At 62.2% G+C, this 16,809-nt stretch carries 16 protein-coding genes, 2 tRNA genes and 1 pseudogene; 12 read left to right on the top strand and 7 right to left on the bottom strand.

Annotated elements, in window-relative coordinates; translation table 11 throughout:
• Nucleotides 1–36 precede the first annotated feature (36 nt).
• From uvrC to H928_RS0113290, 6 genes are all read left to right on the top strand, one after another.
• Nucleotides 37–2,076 carry an excinuclease ABC subunit UvrC gene (gene uvrC, locus H928_RS0113315; RefSeq protein WP_021026956.1) on the top strand — a complete coding sequence of 680 codons (2,040 nt, stop codon included), beginning with the start codon at nucleotides 37–39 and terminating at the stop codon, nucleotides 2,074–2,076.
• Nucleotides 2,077–2,160: 84 nt separating this feature from the next.
• Nucleotides 2,161–2,727 carry a CDP-diacylglycerol--glycerol-3-phosphate 3-phosphatidyltransferase gene (gene pgsA / locus H928_RS0113310; protein ID WP_021026955.1) on the top strand — a complete coding sequence of 189 codons (567 nt, stop codon included), beginning with the start codon at nucleotides 2,161–2,163 and terminating at the stop codon, nucleotides 2,725–2,727.
• 306 nt (nucleotides 2,728–3,033) lie between these two features.
• Nucleotides 3,034–3,306, top strand: coding sequence for an HU family DNA-binding protein (locus H928_RS30825; RefSeq protein WP_021026954.1), 273 nt, complete (start codon nucleotides 3,034–3,036; stop codon nucleotides 3,304–3,306).
• A gap of 16 nt (nucleotides 3,307–3,322) precedes the next feature.
• A tRNA-Val gene (locus H928_RS0113300) sits at nucleotides 3,323–3,398 on the top strand.
• An 853-nt stretch (nucleotides 3,399–4,251) separates the two neighbouring features.
• Nucleotides 4,252–6,165 carry a SurA N-terminal domain-containing protein gene (locus H928_RS0113295; protein WP_021026953.1) on the top strand — a complete coding sequence of 638 codons (1,914 nt, stop codon included), beginning with the start codon at nucleotides 4,252–4,254 and terminating at the stop codon, nucleotides 6,163–6,165.
• Between the two features lie 60 nt (nucleotides 6,166–6,225).
• A tRNA-His gene (locus H928_RS0113290) sits at nucleotides 6,226–6,301 on the top strand.
• Nucleotides 6,302–6,841: 540 nt separating this feature from the next.
• Here H928_RS0113290 and H928_RS31580 read toward each other — a convergent pair.
• A complete protein-coding gene (locus H928_RS31580) occupies nucleotides 6,842–7,354 on the bottom strand; it encodes a zinc-ribbon domain-containing protein (RefSeq protein WP_148293153.1) in 513 nt (170 codons plus the stop codon).
• A gap of 216 nt (nucleotides 7,355–7,570) precedes the next feature.
• Here H928_RS31580 and H928_RS32875 point away from each other — a divergent pair, with 216 nt between their 5' ends.
• From H928_RS32875 to H928_RS0113275, 3 genes are all read left to right on the top strand, one after another.
• The gene (locus H928_RS32875; protein ID WP_204366312.1) at nucleotides 7,571–7,756 is read left to right on the top strand and encodes a hypothetical protein; all 186 of its coding nucleotides are present in this window, start codon (nucleotides 7,571–7,573) and stop codon (nucleotides 7,754–7,756) included.
• 278 nt (nucleotides 7,757–8,034) lie between these two features.
• A complete protein-coding gene (locus H928_RS27650) occupies nucleotides 8,035–8,358 on the top strand; it encodes an FHA domain-containing protein (protein ID WP_021026952.1) in 324 nt (107 codons plus the stop codon).
• A 156-nt stretch (nucleotides 8,359–8,514) separates the two neighbouring features.
• A complete protein-coding gene (locus tag H928_RS0113275; protein WP_021026951.1) occupies nucleotides 8,515–9,000 on the top strand; it encodes an acyl-CoA thioesterase in 486 nt (161 codons plus the stop codon).
• Between the two features lie 191 nt (nucleotides 9,001–9,191).
• On the opposite strand, the gene H928_RS0113270 is transcribed toward H928_RS0113275, so the two are convergent.
• The 3 genes from H928_RS0113270 to ybiB all read right to left on the bottom strand — a co-directional run bounded on the left by H928_RS0113270 (nucleotide 9,192) and on the right by ybiB (nucleotide 12,275).
• Nucleotides 9,192–10,376: a glycerophosphodiester phosphodiesterase family protein gene (locus tag H928_RS0113270; protein WP_021026950.1), complete on the bottom strand. Its 1,185-nt coding sequence runs from the start codon at nucleotides 10,374–10,376 to the stop codon at nucleotides 9,192–9,194.
• 71 nt (nucleotides 10,377–10,447) lie between these two features.
• Nucleotides 10,448–11,344 (bottom strand): uroporphyrinogen-III C-methyltransferase, encoded by an 897-nt coding sequence (cobA, locus tag H928_RS27645; RefSeq protein ID WP_021026949.1) that lies wholly within the window; start codon nucleotides 11,342–11,344, stop codon nucleotides 10,448–10,450.
• On the bottom strand, nucleotides 11,337–12,275 hold the full coding sequence (ybiB, locus tag H928_RS0113260; RefSeq protein WP_021026948.1) for a DNA-binding protein YbiB: 939 nt from the start codon (nucleotides 12,273–12,275) through the stop codon (nucleotides 11,337–11,339). Before ybiB ends, cobA begins: the two co-directional genes overlap by 8 nt.
• Before the next feature lie 215 nt (nucleotides 12,276–12,490).
• Between ybiB and H928_RS0113255 the strand changes: the two genes are divergently transcribed.
• A complete protein-coding gene (locus H928_RS0113255) occupies nucleotides 12,491–13,243 on the top strand; it encodes a DUF937 domain-containing protein (RefSeq protein WP_021026947.1) in 753 nt (250 codons plus the stop codon).
• A 95-nt stretch (nucleotides 13,244–13,338) separates the two neighbouring features.
• On the top strand, nucleotides 13,339–14,406 hold the full coding sequence (gene tsaD, locus H928_RS0113250; protein ID WP_021026946.1) for a tRNA (adenosine(37)-N6)-threonylcarbamoyltransferase complex transferase subunit TsaD: 1,068 nt from the start codon (nucleotides 13,339–13,341) through the stop codon (nucleotides 14,404–14,406).
• Nucleotides 14,407–14,484: 78 nt separating this feature from the next.
• On the opposite strand, the gene H928_RS0113245 is transcribed toward tsaD, so the two are convergent.
• Nucleotides 14,485–14,856, bottom strand: coding sequence for an Hsp20/alpha crystallin family protein (locus H928_RS0113245; protein ID WP_027010913.1), 372 nt, complete (start codon nucleotides 14,854–14,856; stop codon nucleotides 14,485–14,487).
• Here H928_RS0113245 and H928_RS32360 point away from each other — a divergent pair.
• Nucleotides 14,849–15,028, top strand: a complete 180-nt coding sequence (locus H928_RS32360; RefSeq protein WP_158400532.1) for a hypothetical protein — start codon at nucleotides 14,849–14,851, stop codon at nucleotides 15,026–15,028. The two genes, H928_RS0113245 and H928_RS32360, sit on opposite strands and share 8 nt — an antisense overlap.
• On the opposite strand, the gene mltB is transcribed toward H928_RS32360, so the two are convergent.
• Nucleotides 15,015–16,244, bottom strand: coding sequence for a lytic murein transglycosylase B (gene mltB, locus H928_RS27640; protein ID WP_084635791.1), 1,230 nt, complete (start codon nucleotides 16,242–16,244; stop codon nucleotides 15,015–15,017). The two genes, H928_RS32360 and mltB, sit on opposite strands and share 14 nt — an antisense overlap.
• A gap of 6 nt (nucleotides 16,245–16,250) precedes the next feature.
• Nucleotides 16,251–16,809, bottom strand: a pseudogene (locus H928_RS33350) (DUF3488 domain-containing protein); the annotation flags it as partial.

Here is a 16,809-nt window from a genome sequence, read left to right as displayed (position 1 = left end):
GCTGCGGGCGGGGCGAACGCATAAGACAATAGCGCCATGCCCACCCACGTGCACTCTCCCGAACTTCTTGCCCAGGTCGCTGGTTTGCCAGCCATGCCTGGCGTCTACCGCTATTTCGACGCCAGCGATGCGCTGCTGTATGTGGGCAAGGCCATCAACCTCAAGCGCCGGGTCTCGAGCTATTTCCAGAAGGACCATGGCGGCACGCGCATCGGCCACATGGTGGGCAAGATCGTGCGCATGGAGACCACGGTGGTGCGCTCCGAAGCCGAGGCGCTGCTGCTGGAAAACAACCTCATCAAGACCCAGCACCCGAAATACAACATTCTTTTTCGGGATGACAAGAGCTATCCGTACCTGAAGATCACCGGCATGGCCATCCACGATGGCGATATGCGCACGCCCCCCAGCCAGTGCTACCCCCGCGTTGCCTATTACCGGGGCGCGACCGACAAGCGCCAGCGCTATTTCGGCCCTTACCCGAATGCCTGGGCGGTCAAGGAAACCATCCTGCTGCTGCAAAAGGTGTTCCGTCTGCGTACCTGCGAGGACAGCATCTTCAGCAACCGCACCCGGCCTTGCCTGCTCTACCAGATCAAGCGCTGTAGCGCCCCCTGCGTGGACCACATCAGCCCCGAGGACTACGCCGCCGATGTGGCCCATGCCGAGGCCATGCTGCGCGGCGAGACCGACACCCTGCTCAAGACGCTGGAGGCGCGCATGATGGCGCACTCGGACAAGCTGGAGTTTGAGCAGGCGGCCGATATCCGCAACCAGATCAAGGCGCTGGCCAGCATGCTGCACCAGCAGAGCATCGAGACCATCGACGACCGCGATGTGGACATGCTCGCCGTGCAGGTGCAGGGCGGCAAGGCCTGCGTCAACCTGGCGATGGTGCGCGGTGGCCGGCATCTGGGCGACCGCGCGTATTTTCCGGTGCATGTGGAAGACAGCGCCGCCATCGCCAGCATGGAAGAGGCGGAAGAAGCCGAAGAGGCTGCAGACCAGGCGGGCGGCCAGCCTGTTGGGGCCCATCCCGGTGGTGCCCAGCCCGGTGGGGCCCAGCCCGGCATCGTGCGGCCCGCCAAAACGGTGGAGCAACGCGTGCTGGAGGCCTTTGTGGCCCAGCACTATCTGCAGGTGGCACCGCCCCCGGTGCTGGTGGTCAGCGTGGCGCTGGAGCCCGCGCTGCTGGAGGCCTTGTCGCAGCAGACCGGCACGCGCATTGCCGCAGTGTCGCAGCCGCGTGAGGAGCGCCGCGTCTGGCTGGAGATGGCGCAAAAGAATGCCCAGCTGCAGCTAGCCCGGCTGCTGGCTGAAGAGGGATCGCAGCAGGCGCGTACGCGCGCCCTGGTCGAAGCGCTGGATTTGCCCCAGGACGATATCGACCAGCTGACCATCGAGTGTTTTGACATCTCGCACACCTCGGGCGAGAACACCCAGGCCTCTTGCGTGGTGTTCCACCACCACAAGATGCAAAGCAGCGAATACCGGCGCTACAAGATCGAGGGCATCACCGGCGGCGACGACTATGCCGCCATGCGCCAGGTGCTGACGCGCCGCTACAGCAAGGTGGCCGAGGCCCAGCGCGATGCTGGCGGTGCCGAGCTGGGCAAGGGCGCTGCCCGCTTGCCCGACATCGTGCTGATCGATGGCGGCAAGGGCCAGGTCGGTGTGGCACGCGAAGTCTTCACCGAGTTGGGGCTGGATCTGTCGCGCATTGTCGGCGTCGAAAAAGGCGAGGGCCGCAAGGTCGGGCTGGAAGAGCTGGTGTTCTGCGACGGGCGCGACAAGGTCTACCTGGGCCGTGATTCGGCCGCGCTGATGCTGGTGGCGCAGATCCGTGACGAGGCGCACCGCTTTGCCATCACCGGCATGCGCGCCGCGCGCGCCAAGGTTCGGGTGGGCGGCAGCCGGCTCGAAGACATCCCTGGCGTGGGCCCCAAGAAGCGGGCGCGCCTGCTGCAGCGCTTTGGCGGGGTGCGCGGGGTGGAGGAGGCGGGGGTCGATGACCTGATGACGGTCGATGGCATCTCTGCGGCCTTGGCAGAGGACATCTACAAGGCCTTGCATTGAGGGGGGCGCGGGCCGCGCAGCAACGGTCGCGCAGGCAATACTGCGGTTCACTGAATTTGCACCGTTGCGTGCCACAATAGCCGCATGTTCTTTACGATCCCCACCATCATGACCTGGACGCGCATCGTCGCGATCCCGCTCATCATCGGCGTGTACTACTCGCCTCTTGATATGGCCACCAAAAACCTGTGGGCCACCGTCATGTTCGTGGTGTTCGCCTTCACCGATTGGCTCGATGGCTTTCTGGCGCGCAAGCTCAACCAGACCTCCTCCTTCGGCGCCTTCCTGGATCCGGTCGCCGACAAGTTCCTGGTCTGCGCCTCGCTGCTGATCCTGGTCTACCTGCAGCGCGCCGATGTCTTTGTCGCGCTGATCATCATCGGCCGCGAGATCGCCATCTCGGCGCTGCGCGAATGGATGGCCCGCATTGGCGCGAGCAAGAGCGTGGCTGTGCACATGGTCGGCAAGCTCAAGACCACCGTGCAGATGGTGGCCATTCCCTTTTTGCTCTACGACGGCAAGGTGGCCGGGATCGACACCGGCGTCTGGGGCACCTGGCTGATCTGGGGTGCGGCCGTGCTCACGGTCTGGTCCATGGTGTATTACCTGCAAAAGGCCTTGCCGGAGATCCGGGCTAGGGTTGATTCTTAGTCAAGCGCCGCAGGTTTGGGCGTAGACTGCATCTCGCCTGTACAAGGAATTCAGGCTACAGCGCCCGCGATGCCTGGCTTTTGCAAGGCAAACTGGTTGCTGGTCAGCGAAAAAAAGTGATTTTTTGCCTGCGCACCCAGAAATTCCGTCTAGAATTCATCTCATTCCAGAGGCACTGGGGTCGAGGTGAAAATTTCGTGCCAGTGGTGTTGTTTTTGAATCTGTGACAGTTGTACGGTGTACAAACTGCTCATAATGGGACGAAACATACACTTCCTTAACTCTCTTGATTAATAGAGGCTGCTTGTGAATAAAACTGAACTCATTGAGCACATTGCTAACAATGCTGATATCTCCAAGGCTGCTGCCGCTCGTGCGCTGGAGTCCACCATTGACGCAGTGAAGAAGACCTTGAAAAAAGGTGGTACAGTCTCTCTGGTAGGTTTTGGTACCTTTGCCGTTGGTAAGCGCGCTGCTCGTACCGGCCGTAACCCACGTACCGGCGCTGCGATCAAGATCAAGGCAGCCAAGGTGCCTAAGTTCCGTCCAGGCAAGGCATTGAAAGATGCGCTGAACTAATTTCGGTTATCAGGTGGGGTGCTTAGCTCAGTTGGTAGAGCGGCGCCCTTACAAGGCGTAGGTCGGCGGTTCGACCCCGTCAGCACCCACCACATTAACCAAGAAAATAAACCCCTTAGAGTGATCTAAGGGGTTTTTTCTTTGCCCATTTGCCCATTTGCCCATTTGCCCATTTGCCCATTGAAATGGACGCAATGGGCGCCTCTGGCCACCCAGAAACGCCATTTGCCACCTGTTAGTTTCCTTGAAGCGGCACAGGTCCGCATGCATGGCTCTGATAAGGCTTGGCAAGGCTTGCGTTAAAGTGGCTGTGGAATAAGCCTGCCCATGTCCACCAGGGAATGGTTGCCTTGCTGGCGATAATGCCGCTGGCATCATTCGACCAAAGCGGGTGCAGTGGCGCCATCTCTCTAGACTTCTCCGAGCGGCACGAAAGTTTGCAGGTTTTGGAGTTCACGATAGAGAACAAGTCCTGCCATACGGCTCGTGTGCACTGCTGCTGTGGCCACCCCACTTCCAGCGTTGCGTAGCTTCGCTTTTCGGCAGAGAGGTGGGTTGGCCGTCCAGCGCCAGGCGGTTGGGTGGCAACGGGCAGTGGGCGGGGGATGGCCGCATTGGTGCCGCATTTGGGCCCTCTGAAGCGTCAAAAATCCCGTATTCCCTAACGCGCCCCTGGCCCTCATAGGGATCAAAAACTCTTTCGCTGTACACTTGCTGTTTCGACGTTCGTGCGTTGCCAAGACGCATGTTGCACGCCCTATTTGACAGGGGGTGGGTTGTCTCAGTCGGCTGAGGTTGTATCTGATTGATTTGCAATGAGAAATCATCCATTGCAAGCCATGGGTAGGCGCTTCGGACCTGGCAGCAAGCCCGCGCCACCTAGTGAAAACCGAATAAAGGCGAATGAGGGTTCGCCTTTTTTTTTGTCCTCAGGAAAGTTAGACGATGTTTGAAACCATCCGCAAGTACTCCAAGGTGCTGATGTATCCGCTGTTCTTGCTGATCATTCTGTCTTTTGTTTTGGTGGGAGTGAACCAGAACTACTTCACCGAAAAGAGCCCGGTGGTTGCCAAAGTCAATGGCAAAGACATTACGCAGATGGACTGGGACAATGCGCACCGCGTTGCCTCGGACCGCATGCGCCAGCAAGACCCCAACATGGACGCCAAGTGGATGGATGGCCCCGAGGCCCGCTATCTGACCTTGGAGCGCATGGTGCGTGACCAGGTGATCGATGCCGCCGTGCAAAAAATGCATCTGACGGTGGACAATGCCTCGCTGGTGCGTGCGCTGCAGGAGATCCCGCAGATCGCCGCGCTGAAAAAGCCCGATGGCTCGCTCGATGTGGATGCCTACCGCGCGCTGGTGGGTGCACAGGGCATGACGCCCGAGGGCTTTGAAGCGGGCATGCGCCGCGATATCGCTGCACGCCAAGTGCTGGGCGGTGTGTCCAACACGGCCTTTGCGACCGACGAGCAGACCAAGCTGGCGGTTGATGCACTCTACCAGCAGCGTGAGATCCAGCTGGCCCAGTTTGCTGCCAAGGACTATGCGTCCCAGGTCAAGACCACCGATGCCGATGTGGAAGCTTTCTACAAGAGCAACCAGGAGCTGTTCCGCCAGAAGGAGCAGTCCACGATCGAATACGTGGTGCTGAACGCCGAAGCCGTCAAGGGCATGATCAAGCCCAGCGAAGACGACCTGCGCACCTACTACAAGGAAAATCTGAGCCGCTTCATGGACAAGGAGCAGCGCCGCATCAGCCACATCCTGGTTGATGCGCCCGCTTCGATGTCGGCCGCAGACCGTGAAAAGGCCAAGCAACGCGCCGAGGAGCTGCTGGCCCAGGCCAAGGCCAACCCCGCACAGTTTGCCGACCTGGCCAAGAAGAACTCGCAAGACACCGGCTCGCGTGACAGCGGCGGCGATCTGGGCTGGGTCAAGCCTGGCGATATGGTCAAGCCGTTTGAAGATGCCGCCTTTGCGATGAAGTCTGGTGATATCAGCGATCTGGTGAGCACCGAGTATGGCTTCCACATCATCAAGATGGGCGAGGTGAAGACGCCCCGCACGCCAAGCTTTGAAGAGCTGCGCGCCAAGATCGAGACCGAAGTGCTGGCCCAGCAGGTGCAGCGCAAGTACGCCGAAGTGGCCGAGACCTTCTCCAACATGGTGTTCGAGCAGTCCGACAGCCTGCAGCCCGTGGCTGAAAAGCTGGGCCTGAAGATCCAGAAGGCCGAGCATGTCACCCGCACGGCTGCGCCTGGCGCCACCGGTGCCCTGGCCAACCCGACCTTCCTGGAAGCACTGTTCTCCAGCGATGCACTGCAGAACAAGCGCAACACCGAAGCCATTGAAGTGGCCCCCAGCACCTTGGCCTCCGGCCGTGTGGTGGAACACTTTGATGCGCGCATTCTGCCGTTTGAAGAAGTCAAGGCCAAGGCCCATGACCTCTTTGTGGCCCAGAAGGCTGCCGAGCTCGCGCGCCAGGATGCACAAGCCAAGCTCGAAGCCTGGAAGGCCGACGCTGCAGTCGCCAAGCTGGCAGCCCCCATCGTCGTGTCGCGTCAGGATGCCAAGGGCCAGGTGCCTGCCGTCCTCAATGCCGCCATGCATGCCAAGATCGGCGATGCCGCATCCTGGGTCGGTGTGGACCTGGGCAACGATGGCTACACCGTTGTGCGCGTGAACAAGGTGGTGCCGCGCGGCGAAGACTCTGCCGAGCTGCGTCTGCGCCAAAAGCAGGAGTTCGAGCGTTACCAGGCCAATGCCGAGACCCTGGCGTACTACGAAATGCTCAAGGAGCGTTTCAAGGTACAGATCAAGGTGCCACGCCCCGCGGAAACAAAAATTTCATAAAAACGGAGATTTCATGAGAGGGGCCAAATTTCTGGCTATAATCATGTCTTCCCCAACACGGTGGCTGTAGCTCAGTTGGTAGAGTCCAGGATTGTGATTCCTGTTGTCGTGGGTTCGAGCCCCATCAGCCACCCCAAATTGAAACCCTTGCAAGTGAATAGCCTGCAAGGGTTTTTCAATTTCTGCTCGCGCCTTGCTTCTGCTGCTGGACAGTTGCAGTTTTGGGCCATAAAGCGCTCGAGTTTGGCCTGCTCCAGGCTCCCGTGCTCACTTGGAATAGGACGATAGAAATACCTCCACGGAATGCCCCCCATCTGTCTGCCGCGTTCGGCCAGATGCCGGCCGCGAGCTGCTCAGTAGGGTATCTCTGCCGGGGTAGTTCAGGACAAAAGGATCTTCCCTGACGCTCAGGAAGGTTTGGAAGGCCAGAGGCTAGGCGAGGCTGCAAGGGCTGCAGCCCTTGGACTGGTTGCTGCTATGGCGGCGCGCGGGCTAAAAGGCCTGCAGGATAGGCGCCATGCGCAGCACCAATGCGGGCTGGGGCTGGGGTTCTCGACCAGCCACAAACACCTCAACCGGTGGACATGGAGCGCCAGCTGAACTGCGCGGGTAGTGATCAAAGATGTTCCGACCAACAAAAAACCGCCCGGAGGCGGTTCCCTTGGAGATTTGCAGGTCAGAAGATCGTTTTGCCATCGACTGAGAGGGAGGTCATATTCTTTTTGGTGTGGCTGACCTTGCATACGGCTGGCACGCCAACCTCAAGCCCAAGTCCATTGCGTAGACGTGTGAGCTTTGTTTGCGGCCCCCACACAAACACATATTCATCACCTGATCCAACGTTGGACACCAATGGAACCTCGGCTTTCTCTGGATCCCTGGACACCTGCTTTATCGCGTGTTGGCACAAGAATATGGCTTCGTTTGCGTTGAACTCACGCGGGGTATTGCTCGTTTTGCCCCCGCTCATGCAACTGATTGCGACAACGACAACGAATGTTCCGTAGAGGATGTACTTGAACGTTGACGGATTTTTGACCGTCTCTGCAGCCAGAGATGTGGCCGCTACTGATGGTGCTGCTACTGATGGCGCTGCTGGATTGCCCGCCACGGGCGCTCCACAATGAGGACAGCTAGACGCCTGGTCGCTAATCTGCTTGCCGCATTCGTTACAGTTAATCAATGCCATGTCATCCTGCCTCTTTTTTTGAATGGGTTGTGATCGCCACGAGATGCGCCGCGTTTAACCTGAAGATTTTACGGTGGCGGGGTGACATTCCACTGCGTGTTCGACCTATCAAAAAGGAAAAACGGCCTGAGGTGAAGGGCGATCAGCAGGCATATGCGTCATCAGCGGTCGAGTTAGGGGCATGCGGACCTCCCTGGGATGGACAGCGCTCTCCAAATGAATAAACGCAGTGGTGTCTATTCCCTGGCGCATTTTGCTGTGGGGGTTCGATGTTCAGCGCCCGGTGCGCTTGCCAAAGCTGCCATCGACAAATGGCATCGCGGCGCCAAGCATGCGCAGCATCGCCTCATCTTCGTCGCTACTGGTTCTGGAGACTCACGCCTGAGTGCTGCCGCCACCTAGCCGGTCACAGCGGCCGCATCCCAGCCATCAAGGCGCGTTTTATGTCAGCGGGTGTGTCGTGCTGGCTGCTCGTGCCATGCCTTCTTGGCTGCAAAAGCACGTCTTGCCAGGCGATAGAGAAAATTGATGCCCCCGGATATTCCCTAGCGCCTTGTGCTATTCATCTGGGTTGTAATTTATTATCAATCTATTCTTATAAATCGATTGATAATTTGTTCTAGCTGCATGCTGGGATTGCGGTGCAGACCGGTGATCCGGTCGGACGAAGGAGGTGGAATATGCTGCCGGAAGTCCTCATTTTCATCACGCACAGGGTGGTGCTTCATTCGCTGATTCTGAAAAGCGGTTACACGACCTTTGGCCGAGGCGCTGGCAATGCCATCTGCCTGGACAACCCTGCGGTCAGCCGCGACCACGGCGCCTTCTACTACCGCGCGGGCGTGCTGTCGGTAGAGGACCACCACAGCATGAACGGCATCTTCGTCAATGGCATGCGCATGCGCCGCAAGGTGCTTTACTCCGGCGATTACGTCCTCATTGGCTGCTACAAGGTCTTTGTCAAGCATGGCTCGGAGCAACCGCGCAATGCCTATGCCGGATGAGTGCTGCGCGCTGGGCTGGCATTGGCATGCGCGAAGTCCCGCCGAGGCCGCAGCTTGCGTCGCGCTGCCAGAGGGGTGTGCCGCCTTTCCCGAGTGCGCTCAGGGGTTTGCCAGCGCTGCATTCCGCTGTCAGCGGCGCTGCCTACAATCGGCCCCATGCGTTTACCTCACCACCAACTCACGATGACGGTGCTGATGTCTCCGGACATGGCAAATTTCTCTGGCAATGTGCACGGCGGCGCCATTTTGCGCGAGCTCGACAACGTGGCCTACTCCTGCGCAAGCCGCTATGCGGGACGCTATGTGGTGACCTTGAGCGTGGACCAGGTTATGTTTCTGGAGCCCATCCATGTGGGCGAGCTGGTGTCGTTCTACGCCAGCGTCAATTACACGGGGACGTCATCGATGGAGATCGGCATCAAGGTGGTGGCCGAGAACATCCGTGAGCGCAGTGTGCGCCATGTCAACAGCTGCTTTTTCACGATGGTGGCGGTGGACGACCAGCGCAAGCCGGTACCCGTGCCGCCGTTGCAGCCGGAGACCGATGATGAAAAACGCCGCTGGGACGCGGCCCTGACGCGCAAGGAACTGCGCAAGGAGCTGGCACGCCGTTTTGCGCAGACAACGCGCCAGCCCGGCTGACGCCTGGCCCCACGGCCTGTATCGCTGCAAGGCGCTGGACCCGGTTTTGCCGGGCGATACGGTACGGTTCCATGGAAAAAGGCAAGGGTTGAACCTTGCCTTTTTTCCTTTCGTGGTGGGCAGCGCCACAGAGTGACTGCCTGCAGCTGGATCAGGCCATGTCAGGTCTTGATCAGCGCCGGCTGCACAACTTACCGTGCCTTGTTGGCGTCGCTGGGGCTGTCGCTGAACACGCCATCCACACCCACTTCATAGAAGAGCTTGTACTCTGCCGCCACCTTGCCCTTGAAGTCGCTGGCCAGCAGGGTGGCGTCGTTGCGGTAGGCCCAGGGGTGGACAAAGAGCTTGGCCGCGTGCGCCAGCGTGACCAGGTTGGTGGGCGGCATCATCTCGCGGTCGCGGTAGTCCCACAGACCGTCATTGTTCAGGTCATCGGGCTGGCCGTCGCTATTCTTGTCCAGGTTGCGGGCGGAGATGACGTAGGGCTTCCACGGCGAGATGCCATTGGCATAGGTCTTGATCTGGGCCAGGCCGTCGGCAGTCACCATCTGGGCGTAGGTGGTCGAGACGCCGGCCACCGTGAAGTCATAGGGCTGACCATAGGGGAGGGTCATGAGGATCTGCCCTTCGCGGCCGAGTACAGGATCGCCGTTGATCATCTGCACCAGCCGAACCTGGGTTTTGGCGCGCAAGGTCTTGAGGTGGGCGACTTCCAACGAGCGCACGATCACCGGTGCCGTTTCCTGGGTGTAGCCCGCGGCGGTGAAGGCTGCCAGCAGCTTGTCTTCCATCGCCAGGCCCAGCTGGCTGTGGTAGGTGGGGTTCAAGGTCTGCAGATAGAGGCCGACGGTCTTGCGCTGGCGCTTGGCGTAGGCGATCACATCGTTGAGCGACAGGATGCGGCCAGTGTTGGCGCCGACCGGTGGCGTAGTGGATGCGGGCAGTTTGGCGCGCAGGCTTTGCAGCTCCACCAGGGTGAAGTCAGAGGCAAACCAGCCCTGGTGCGACTGCCCATCGATCAGGCGCAAGGTCCTGCGGTTGGCATAGACGCTGCGGCTGGAGACGTCGGTGATCTCAGTGATGTTGGGTGAGGCCAGAGCGACCAGCTCGCCGTCCTTGCTCATCACCAGGTCGACAGCGATGAAGTTGGCATCCTGGGCGACGGCGGCATCAAAGCTCTCGGTCGTATTGGCGGCCTTGCCGTCGATGCTGCTGAGGGAAAAGCTTTGTGGTGCGTTGCCGTCGAGCGTGGGATAGGGCTTGGGATTGGGGTTGGTGCCGCCACCATCGCCAGGGCCCAATTCGGTCTTGCAGGCGGTCAGTGCGGTGATCGCCAGGGCCGCGGCGCACAGGCGCCAGGTACGTTGTCTTTGCATATGCTGGGTGCTCCTCGTCTTATGGTTGGGACGTGGAGAAACAATCTGTGCATATGTAAAGATTAATTACTTTACGCTATGGATGTCCTGCTTTCCACGGTCGAATGGCTATCGTATCCGCAAATCTCGGAGAAATCTCGGTGGCTTGTTGGATCGATGGTACGGCTTGCCTGGGCCGCCAGTGCCACGCACTGCACCACATCGCCTACGACGATGATGCTGGGACTGGCCAGTTTTTCGCGGGCCATCGTGGCGGACAAATGCGCCAGGTCGGTGAGCGCATGGCGCTGCTGGGGCAGGCTGGCATGCTGCACGATGGCCACCGGGGTATCGCCAGGCAAGCCGCTGCCCAGGCCCTGGCTGATGGCCTCGGCACTGGCCACACCCATGTAGATCACCAGGGTCAGGCGTGCATCGTGCGCCGTGCGTGCCAGTTGCGCCCAATCGGGGCCTTGGCCGCCTGGCTTGGCATGGCCGGTGATGAACACCACGCCCTGGGCATGGTCGCGGTGGGTCAAGGGGGCGCCCAGGCTGGTCAGCGCAGCGAGCCCGGCGGTCACGCCATTGATGATGCGCGGCTCGATGCCGTGGGCGCGCAAAAACTCCACCTCTTCACCGCCCCGGCCAAAGATAAAGGGGTCGCCGCCTTTGAGCCGCACCACGTTCTCTCCGGCTTGCACTTCCTGCAGCATCAGGCGCTGGATAAAGGCCTGGGGCGTGCTCTGGCAGCCGCCGCGCTTGCCCACATGGACGATGCGGGCACTGGCGGGCGCCCACTGCAGCACGGCGTCATTGACCAGGTCGTCCACCAAGAGCACGGTGGCGCGCTGCAAGGCCTTGGCAGCAGCGATGGTGAGCAAGTCCGGGTCGCCCGGGCCGGCACCGACCAGGGTGCACTGGCCCTGGCCTGGTGAAGGCGCATAGGCTGGCGGGCGTGCGGTTAGAGAGGGCAGGCTGCTGTCAGTCATGGTGGGAGGCTTGGGGAGCGGGTTGTATTTGTTGGGCGATGGCCAGCACATGTTCCACTTGCTGGGCCAAGGCAGGGGGCACCGGCAACTGGCCGGCCAGCACGGCCTCGGTGTAGCGTGCGGTGGTGTCCGCATCGCGCTCGCTGGGCAGGCCGAGCACCTGGCTGTCGGTGCCGCTGCTGCGTGCCTGCAGCAGCTGGTGCTGGCCCGCGACAAAGCCGTCGTATTGCGGGCTTCGGCGCGGGTCGGCGCAGACCTCGCCCTCCAGCCCGCGCGAGAGCAGCGCGTTGGTCTGCAGCTCGGCCAACGTGGCCTGGAGCATCGGCAGGGATTCCGGGGGCGTGTAGCTGCCCAGCAAGACGGCCGGGCCTTGCACCGGCTGCAGCAGCTTGGCAATGCTGTGGCCCGGGTTGCGCAGGCCGATGAGCTGGCGCACCGCCAGCAGCTTGGCCAGTGCGGGCAGCAAGGTGGCGGTGTGCACCAAGGCCACTTCCGATGCGGCAATGGTGCCAGTCTGCGCGCGGGGCACTAAACCCAGGCGCTCGAACACGGCAAAGGCCGAGACGCGGCTCGCTTCGGTCTGCATGCCATGCACCAGCACCGGCAGGCCTTCGCGTGCCAGCAGCAAGGCCAGCAGCGGGGTCAGGGTGGGCAGGCGGCGCGCGCCGTTGTAGCTGGGCAGGACCACGGTGGGCAAGGCGGCGCTGCTGTGAAAGCGGGCGATGCGCGCATGCACGGCATCCCAGAGGCCGCACATCTCTTCGGCCGTTTCCCCTTTGATGCGCATGGCAATGCAAAAGGCGCCGATTTCATAGTCGCTGACCCGGCCATCCAGTATCTGCGCCATCACATCGCTGGCCTCGATGCGGCTGAGGGCCTTGGCGCCGCGTGCGCCGCGCCCGATTTCCTTGATGTAGTGCTGTATGGCCATGGCAGTAAAAAATGCGTTCACCCATTATTTTAGGTTTTATATATACGGAAGTAATAAGAAAAATCAGCCCATCCGGCATCTCGGGTATGCCAGGGCACTGCCTGCCGATAGCGCCGGTTAACGAAGATTTGCGCCCCTCTGTATTGCACTGCCATGCTGAACGTCTACTATCTGCATTCTGTGCCACGCCCTTTGGGCTTTTGAAAGGAAAGAACATGTCCGCATCTCCCTCTATGGTCGACGAGCTCCTCGCGCAACTGCAGGGCGCTCCGATCCAGCAGATGGCCCAGAGCCTGGGCCAGAGCGAGGCCCAGACCGAGCAGGCCGTGCAGGCGGCCGTGCCAATGATGCTGGGCGCGCTGGGCAACAACGCGCAAAGCGCGGGTGGCGCCAGTGCCTTGTTCGAGGCGTTGCAACGCGACCATGGCGCGGCAGGCGGTGCTGGCGCAGGCCCAGACCTGGGCGGGCTGCTGGGCTCGCTGTTGGGTGGTGGCGGTGGTGGTGGTGCGCAAGCCGGCGGCTTGGGTGGCCTGGGCGGTCTGGGTGGCATGCTGGGCAGTGTGCTCGGTGGCGCTTTGGGCGGCGGCGCGGCGGCAGGCTCGGGTGCCGGCTCCGCATCGCCTGCGGCCCTGGATGGCGCCAGCATTCTGGGCCATATCTTTGGCGGCCAGCAAGACCAGGCCTCGGCCAATCTGGGCCAGGCCACAGGCCTGGGCGCCAATGCCGGCAACCTGCTCAAGATGCTGGCCCCGCTGGTGATGTCGTTCCTCGCGCAGCGTGTCATGTCGGGTGGCCTCAACTCCTCGCAGCTGGGCAATGCGCTGGGCCAGGAAAAAGCCCAGGTGCAGCAGCAAGGCGGCCTGGGCGGCGGCTTGCTGGGCTCGCTGCTGGACCAGAATGGCGACGGCAAACTCGATGTCGGCGACCTGATGAAAATTGGCGGCTCGCTGCTGGGCGGCAAGCGCTAAAGGTGCCGTGGCGGGGCTGGCAAACCCTGGCGGCCCGCCAGGGTAGCCCCGTCTCCGGGCGCAAAAGCGGCCCAGAGCGCCTACACTTTGGGCCCATGACTGAGCTGATATTGGGGATCGAATCCTCCTGTGATGAAACCGGCGTGGCCCTGGTGCGCACCCGTGGCCCAGGCACGGTGCCCGAGCTGCTGAGCCATGCGCTCTACAGCCAGATCGAGATGCACCGCGCCTACGGCGGTGTGGTGCCGGAGCTGGCCAGCCGCGACCATATCCGCCGCGTGCTGCCGCTGACACAAAAAGTGCTGGATGACGCGGGCTGCACGCTCGCGCAGATCGATGCGATTGCCTTTACCCGTGGCCCGGGGCTTGCGGGCGCCTTGCTCGTGGGCTCAGGCGTGGCCTGCGCGATGGCTGCTGCGCTGGACAAGCCGGTGCTCGGCGTGCACCACCTCGAAGGCCATTTGCTCTCGCCGTTTTTGAGCGAAGACCCGCCCGAGTTCCCCTTTGTGGCGTTGCTGGTCTCCGGCGGCCACACGCAGCTGATGCGCGTGGACGGCGTGGGCCGCTACCAGATTCTGGGCGAGACCATCGACGACGCGGCGGGCGAGGCCTTTGACAAATCGGCCAAGCTGCTGGGCCTGCCCTACCCCGGTGGGCCCGAGCTGTCCCGCTTGGCGCAGGGCGGCGACCCGGAGGCCTTCAAGCTTCCACGCCCGTTGCTGCACAGCGGCGATCTCGATTTCTCCTTTGCAGGCCTGAAGACAGCGGTGCTGACCCAGGCGAAAAAGCTGGGCGATGGCCTGGAGGCGCGCAAGGCGGATCTTGCCGCATCGACGCAGGCGGCCATTGTGGATGTGCTGGTGAAAAAGACCTTGAATGCCTTGAAGGAGACCGGCATGCAGCGCGTCGTGGTCGCCGGCGGCGTGGGTGCCAACCGGCTGCTTCGCGAGCAGCTCAACGAGGCCTGCCGCAAGCGCGGCATCCGCGTGCACTACCCCGAGCTGCACCTGTGCACCGACAATGGCGCGATGATTGCGATGGCGGCTGCCATGCGCATCGAAGCGGGGCAGCAGCAGGCCGAGAAGGTCTATGCCTTTGACGTCAAGCCGCGCTGGCCGCTTGATGCGATCGTGCAGCAGCCGACCGCTGCGCAAGAGACATAGACCTTGATACGCTGGTGATGCGCCAGCACAGCATGCAAAAGGGGCCTCCAGGCCCCTTGTGCTTTGTGGTGGCTGCGCTTATGCAATCGCCAGGGTCTGGGTGCTGGGCTGGGTGGTGCTCAGCACCAGCGTCAGCACGCCGTTTTCCAGGCTGGCCTTGGACGCTGCGACGTCGATGCTGGCAGGCAGCTTCCAGGCGCGCTGGATGCTGCGTGGTGCGCCTTCAATGCTGGTCAGGCGCACGGTCTTGTCCTGCAGCTCGATGCGCAGCTGTTCGCGCGACAGGCCGGGCACATCGATGCCGATGCTGAACACGGAGCCGTCTTGCTGCACGGTGTCCTGGCTCGTGGTGCCCGTCGTGGTGGCTTGCAGGAAGCGCTGCAGGGCGGCATCCATCGCGGATGGGGAGACAGCGTAGGCCGAGCGGTGCATCAGAGGGGTCATGATCATCTTCAATCCTTGTGAAACAGGGCAGCGGGTTTGCTGCTCGATGACTGATAGTTGGATGAAGAAGCCGCAATTTCAAGAGAAAATTGCTGGCATTTATTTTTGCAGTGCAGGCCTTGAAAGCCTGCGGATCACGTCCATATGTGTCGCCCGGCCAGCGATCAAGGTGCGCTGAAATTGGCCGGATCGGGCGTGCGCTGCTGGCGCGCCTTGCTGCGCAGATAGGCCTTCGCGGCCGCTTCGGCAGCCGGGGAGTTGCTGGTCTCGCTGCTCGGCTCGGGCGTGCCGGGCTCGCTGTCCGCTGTTGCGGGCGCACCGCTGCGTGCACGTGCGATGGCCTGGCCCAGCTCGACCACCGACATCGCGTAAAAGCTCGAGAGGTTGTAGCGCGTGATGGTGTAGAAATTGGGCGTGCCCACGACGTACTGGGTTGCAGCGCTGGCGTTGGGCAGCTCGATCAGTGCCAGCGGGCCATTGTGCTGGTCGCCTGGTGCCTGGATGCGCAGGCCCAGCGCAGCCATCTCGGCGGCGCTGAAGCTCGGCTTGATATCGGGGGCGAGCAAGGTCTCCAGCTGTGCCGGCGTGCTGTTCACCTGCACGTCGTAGTAGGCCGGCATGCCGCGCTGCCAGCCATGGGCGACAAAGTAGTTGGCCACCGAGCCGATCGCATCGGCCGTGCTGCCAAACAGGTTGATCTTGCCGTCGCCATCAAAATCGACCGCGTAGTTGGACCAGCTGGTCGGCATGAACTGGGGCATGCCCATGGCGCCGGCGTAGCTGCCCACCGTGTCGAAGGGGTTGCTGTCCGTGAGGTAGGCCGTGGCCAGGAACTGCTCGAGCTCGCCCCGGAAGTACTTGGCCCGGTCGGCCGCGCGCGGGTGGCTGGCGGGATAGTCAAAGGCCAGGGTGGCCAGCGCATCGACCACCGTGAAGTTGCCCATCTGCTGGCCGTAGATGGTCTCGACCCCGATGATGCCGACGATGTACTCGGCCGGCACCCCATAGGTCTGCTCGGCACGGGCCAGCGTGGCGGCGTTTTCGTTCCAGAAGCGCAGGCCGGCGCGGATGCGGATCGGCTCGACAAAGCGGCTGCGGTAGCCGCGCCAGTTCTTGACGCCAGCGGGCCCCGTGCGCGGCGTCATCAGGCGCTGCACGGTGGCATTGAAGCGGGCTTGCTTGATGCTGGCGCGCAGCCAGGCCTCGTCGATATGGCGGCGCTCGGCGACTTCGCGGACAAAGGCTTCGGCCTCGGGCCGGTTGGCATAGCTGGATGCGGTGGGGGCGGAATCAGCGCTGCGGGACTTGTTGGTCGTGTTCTTTTGTGCGTAGGCGCCCGTTGCGCACAGGCCGGCGCAAAGCAGGGCCACAGTGGTCTGAAGAATTCGGTGCATGGGGTTTTATACCTTGTTTGCCAGGGCCCGCAGGCGGGACCAGGGCAGAAGTCGTAATTGTTTGCGAAGCGCTGCCAGCTCGGCCTTGGGCGCTGCCTCGCCGGTGGCCGGCGCGTCGCCCTGCCGCTCCATCGCCTTGAGCCATGGGCCAAAGGCGGGCGCCACCTCGGGTGCCTGGGCGTGCAGCATGCGGGCCAACGCGCGCGGCGTGGCCGCATGGCCCTGGGCGGCCTCGGGCAAGCCCGCCTGGCGCAGGCGTTTGCGTGCCTGGCCCAGCAGGGCCAGCCAGGGGTCTGTGCGCCTGCGCTGGTACTGCAGGGCCAGCACCACGATGATGGCTGCTGCCAGCACCAGGCCACCCAGAATGCGCACCAGATCCATCCAGTTGGGGCTGGACAGGCCCAGCTTGCTGAGCATGTCCATTTGCTCGCGCTGGGTGTAGTTCAGCACCCACTGGTTCCAGCTGTTGTTGACCGCTTCCCAGACCGCGCGCATGCGCTGCAGCCCGTTGATCGTGGCGGCATTGCTGACGCTGAAGCCCATGAAGTTGGGGGTGTTGAGGCGC

It is taken from the genome of Comamonas sp. B-9 (assembly GCF_000410635.1).
Lineage (GTDB): Bacteria > Pseudomonadota > Gammaproteobacteria > Burkholderiales > Burkholderiaceae_C > Comamonas.
This window is presented reverse-complemented; position numbering and strand designations above follow the sequence as displayed.

Coding starts and splice junctions, on each gene's coding strand:
- uvrC (WP_021026956.1), top strand. CDS start 37: ATGCCCACCCACGTGCACTCTCCCGAACTTCTTGCCCAGGTCGCTGGT.
- pgsA (WP_021026955.1), top strand. CDS start 2,161: ATGTTCTTTACGATCCCCACCATCATGACCTGGACGCGCATCGTCGCG.
- H928_RS0113295 (WP_021026953.1), top strand. CDS start 4,252: ATGTTTGAAACCATCCGCAAGTACTCCAAGGTGCTGATGTATCCGCTG.
- H928_RS31580 (WP_148293153.1), bottom strand. CDS start 7,354: ATGGCATTGATTAACTGTAACGAATGCGGCAAGCAGATTAGCGACCAG.
- H928_RS32875 (WP_204366312.1), top strand. CDS start 7,571: ATGAATAAACGCAGTGGTGTCTATTCCCTGGCGCATTTTGCTGTGGGG.
- H928_RS27650 (WP_021026952.1), top strand. CDS start 8,035: ATGCTGCCGGAAGTCCTCATTTTCATCACGCACAGGGTGGTGCTTCAT.
- H928_RS0113275 (WP_021026951.1), top strand. CDS start 8,515: ATGCGTTTACCTCACCACCAACTCACGATGACGGTGCTGATGTCTCCG.
- H928_RS0113270 (WP_021026950.1), bottom strand. CDS start 10,376: ATGCAAAGACAACGTACCTGGCGCCTGTGCGCCGCGGCCCTGGCGATC.
- cobA (WP_021026949.1), bottom strand. CDS start 11,344: ATGACTGACAGCAGCCTGCCCTCTCTAACCGCACGCCCGCCAGCCTAT.
- ybiB (WP_021026948.1), bottom strand. CDS start 12,275: ATGGCCATACAGCACTACATCAAGGAAATCGGGCGCGGCGCACGCGGC.
- H928_RS0113255 (WP_021026947.1), top strand. CDS start 12,491: ATGTCCGCATCTCCCTCTATGGTCGACGAGCTCCTCGCGCAACTGCAG.
- tsaD (WP_021026946.1), top strand. CDS start 13,339: ATGACTGAGCTGATATTGGGGATCGAATCCTCCTGTGATGAAACCGGC.
- H928_RS32360 (WP_158400532.1), top strand. CDS start 14,849: ATGATCATCTTCAATCCTTGTGAAACAGGGCAGCGGGTTTGCTGCTCG.
- H928_RS0113245 (WP_027010913.1), bottom strand. CDS start 14,856: ATGATCATGACCCCTCTGATGCACCGCTCGGCCTACGCTGTCTCCCCA.
- mltB (WP_084635791.1), bottom strand. CDS start 16,244: ATGCACCGAATTCTTCAGACCACTGTGGCCCTGCTTTGCGCCGGCCTG.